This window comes from Bradyrhizobium guangdongense (assembly GCF_006483445.1).
Lineage (GTDB): Bacteria > Pseudomonadota > Alphaproteobacteria > Rhizobiales > Xanthobacteraceae > Bradyrhizobium > Bradyrhizobium guangdongense_A.
Genome location: NZ_PPPT01000301.1, coordinates 1 through 3457, shown reverse-complemented (window position 1 = coordinate 3457; position 3457 = coordinate 1). Strand labels below are relative to the sequence as shown.

Annotated in this window: 6 protein-coding genes; 4 read left to right on the top strand and 2 right to left on the bottom strand. The window is 64.7% G+C overall.

Annotation, left to right across the window (positions count from 1 at the left end; translation table 11 throughout):
* Positions 1-697 (bottom strand): KUP/HAK/KT family potassium transporter (locus C2U70_RS32195; RefSeq protein WP_186294598.1); only part of this gene is annotated, 697 nt, incomplete at its 3' end.
* 199 nt (positions 698-896) lie between these two features.
* A complete protein-coding gene (locus tag C2U70_RS32190) occupies positions 897-1154 on the bottom strand; it encodes a hypothetical protein (protein WP_140982700.1) in 258 nt (85 codons plus the stop codon).
* Between the two features lie 249 nt (positions 1155-1403).
* Here C2U70_RS32190 and coaD point away from each other — a divergent pair, with 249 nt between their 5' ends.
* The 4 genes from coaD to C2U70_RS32170 are packed head-to-tail and all read left to right on the top strand — an operon-like array spanning position 1404 to position 3398.
* Positions 1404-1898: a pantetheine-phosphate adenylyltransferase gene (gene coaD, locus C2U70_RS32185; protein ID WP_140982697.1), complete on the top strand. Its 495-nt coding sequence runs from the start codon at positions 1404-1406 to the stop codon at positions 1896-1898.
* 38 nt (positions 1899-1936) lie between these two features.
* Positions 1937-2512: a peptidylprolyl isomerase gene (locus C2U70_RS32180; RefSeq protein WP_140982694.1), complete on the top strand. Its 576-nt coding sequence runs from the start codon at positions 1937-1939 to the stop codon at positions 2510-2512.
* Positions 2513-2520: 8 nt separating this feature from the next.
* Positions 2521-2937, top strand: a complete 417-nt coding sequence (locus tag C2U70_RS32175; protein ID WP_140982691.1) for a hypothetical protein — start codon at positions 2521-2523, stop codon at positions 2935-2937.
* A complete protein-coding gene (locus C2U70_RS32170) occupies positions 2934-3398 on the top strand; it encodes a peptidylprolyl isomerase (protein WP_140982689.1) in 465 nt (154 codons plus the stop codon). Before C2U70_RS32175 ends, C2U70_RS32170 begins: the two co-directional genes overlap by 4 nt.
* Positions 3399-3457: the final 59 nt, after the last annotated feature.

Sequence of the window (3457 nt, the reverse complement as noted above, 5' to 3'; positions counted from 1 at the left end):
GCCCGAAATGGCCCATGTCGGCATACATGGCCTCACCGCCGGTGACCGCGAGGAAGGCGGCGCCGAGGATTGCGAAGGAGACGTGGAAATCCTGGTGGATCAGGAATTCGAAGGCGTAGAGCGGGCTGAGCGCCGCCAGCACCGCCGGCGCCTTGACGATGCCGTGGATGCCGAGCGCGGCCAGCACCGCGAACCAGGTCATCATGACCGGACCAAAGATCCGGCCGATGAAGCCGGTGCCCCGCTTCTGCATCATGAACAGGCCGATCAGGATCGCGACGGTAACGGGGACGACCGCGGGCGCGAGCGAGGGCGCGTCGACCTTGAGGCCTTCGATGGCCGATAGCACCGAGATCGCGGGCGTGATCGCGCCGTCGCCATAGAGCAGCGCCGCGCCGATCAGGCCGACGACGAGGAGATGGGCGCGCCAGGTGCCGGGCTGGGCATGGCGGGCGTGCAGCAGCGCCAGCAGCGCGACGATGCCGCCTTCGCCGCGGTTGTCCGCGCGCAGGATCAGCAGCGCATATTTGAACGAGATGATCAGCAGCAGCGCCCAGAGAATCAGCGACGCCACCCCCAGAACGGCCTCAGGGGTGACCGGTGCGCCATGGGCGGCGGCCTTGGCGGCTTCCTTCAGGGCATAGAGGGGGCTGGTGCCGATATCGCCATAGACCACCCCGAGGGCGCCCATGGTCATTGCGAGGGGAAGCTGGTTGTTGGAATGGCCGGCGGCGACGGCGGGCGTACTGGACAATGGCAACCCCCATTGGCGTCGTCGCGCCCCGACGGGTCATTCCGGGGGGCGCGCGTAACGCAGTCTGCGACGAGACGTCGCAAATTTCCATGGGGTTCGTGTGACGAAAGGCTAGGCAGCCTATCGGGGAGGGGACAAGGCTCTACGGGGTGCGGTCCGCAGTCACCAGGCGGGCAACCCGCACGTCCTTCTTGGTGCCGGCCTGACGCAGGCAGGAGGCTTCGAAATTCGGCCAGGCCTGCGCCGAGCAATCCTTGCCGATGACGCGGATGTCGAGCCGGTCACTCTTGGCTAGCGGCTGCGGGACGCTGGCTTCCACCTTCGGGGCAAAGCCCGGCAGGACGGTGAGGGCTGCGGCTACGCACGCGGCGAGAGCGATCGCTGAAAGAGCCTTGATCATTGACGGTCCCCTGTGATCGGCCGCTGCGCCCATTTCGCTCGCGGCCCGTCGTTTCGTTGGCCGGATTAGTAACCATGGCCAGTTTCCGGACGTCTTCGCGGATGGGGAAAATGGTTTCGTTCGCCATCCGTTTTGTTTCGTCGCCGGCCTCAGGACGAAACAGTCGGGGGAATTCCGACAGGTTTTGCTGAAAAACCGGCAGAAACCTGTCCGGCTTGCCGGGCTGCTCGGAGCGCGGTAGGACGGGCCATGTCGCGCATTGCCTTCTATCCGGGGTCCTTCGACCCCATCACCAACGGCCATCTGGACGTCGTCCGGCATGCCGTTCCGCTTTGCGACAGGCTTGTTGTCGCAATTGGCATGCATCCCGGCAAAAAGCCGCTGTTCTCGACCGAAGAGCGATTGAAGATGCTGCATGATGTCTGCGGGCCGGTGGCGGCCGCAGCCGGCTGTACACTCGAGGTCACCACTTTCGACGACCTCTCCGTGACCGCGGCGCGCAAGCACGGCGCGACGATCATGATTCGCGGCCTGCGCGACGGCACCGACCTCGATTACGAGATGCAGCTCGCCGGCATGAACGGGGCAATGGCGCCGGAGGTGCACACCGTCTTCCTGCCGGCGTCCCCGATGGTCCGCCCGATCAGAGCCACACTGGTGCGCCAGATCGCAGCCATGGGCGGCGATGTCTCGACCTTCGTGCCGCCGCTCGTTGCAGCCCAGCTCAAGGCAAAATTCGCCTGACAACGGCGATCTCTCGTCTCATCTGATCCGGAGTTTTCATGATCCGCACCCTCGCAATTCTTGCCACGATGTTTGCCGCGCTTCTCGGCGCGGTCCCGGCGGGCGCGCAGACGCTGCCTGCGAATCTCGACAAGGCCAACGCCATCGTCATCGACACCACCAAGGGCCGCATCGTCATCAAGCTGCGGACCGACATCGCGCCCCAACATGCCGAGCGCATCAAGCAGCTCACGCGCGAGGGTTTTTACAACAACGTGCCGTTCCACCGCGTGATGGATGGCTTCATGGCGCAGACCGGCGACGGCCAGAACGGCAACGGCACCGGCGGCTCGAAATATCCGAACCTGAAGCAGGAATTCTCAAAGGTGCATTTTGCGCGCGGCATCGTCGGCATGGCTCGCCGCGGCGACAGCGTGGACAGCGCCAATTCGCAGTTCTTCATCATGTTCGCGGACGGTGGCAGCCTCGACAACAACTACACCGTGATCGGTGAGGTCGTGCAGGGCATGGACGTCGTCGACAAGCTGAAGAAGGCGCCTCCCGGCTCGGGCAGCGGCACCGTCACCGATCCCGACAAGATGGTGAAGGTGCAGGTCGCCTCCGACATCAAATAGAGGATGCCATGGCGCGCCGCGGCGAAAAGCTCATCGTAGCTGCCGCGGTGCTCCTGCTTGGCCTCGCGCCTGCATCCGCCCAGGAGGGGCCGGACCGGGTCGACAGCATCCGCGATATCTTCGCGCGCATGCGAACCTGCTGGAAGCCGCCGCCGGCCTCAAGAGCTCACCCCATCGACATCACCGTCATCGTGAGCTTTAACCGCGACGGAGAGATTATGGGACACCCGCGGATTACCTACGAATCCGCTGGCGCCACCGACAATGACCGGCTGCAATACCGGATCGCGGTGATGGAGGCATTGCAACGCTGCACGCCGATGCCATTTACCGAAACGATGGCGGGCGCCTCTGCCGGGCGCCCCTTCGCGATCCAGTTCCGCAGCCGGAAGAGTTCACCACAAGCCACAGAGAGAAAAGCATGACCGTCACCGACAACACCTTGATCCTCGAGACCACCCAGGGCCCCGTCACCATCGAGATGCGTCCGGATCTCGCGCCGGGCCATGTCGCCCGCATCAAGGAACTGGTGCGCGAAGGTTTCTATGACGGCATCGTCTTCCACCGCGTGATCGACGGCTTCATGGCGCAGACCGGCTGCCCGCACGGCACCGGCACCGGCGGTTCCGGCCAGAAGCTGAAGGCCGAGTTCAACGCCGAGCCGCATGTGCGCGGCACAACGTCGATGGCGCGCGCGGCGAGCCCCGATTCCGCCGACAGCCAGTTCTTCATCTGCTTCGACGACGCCCGCTTCCTCGACAAGCAATACACCGTCTGGGGCAAGGTCACCGCGGGCATGGAGAACGTCGACAAGATCAAGCGCGGCGAGCCGGTGCAGAACCCCGACAAGATCGTCAAGGCGTACATGGCGGCGGACGCGAAATAGGCCAACACATGTCATTCCGGAGGCCGCGCGAAAGCGCGGCAATCCGGAATCTCGAGATT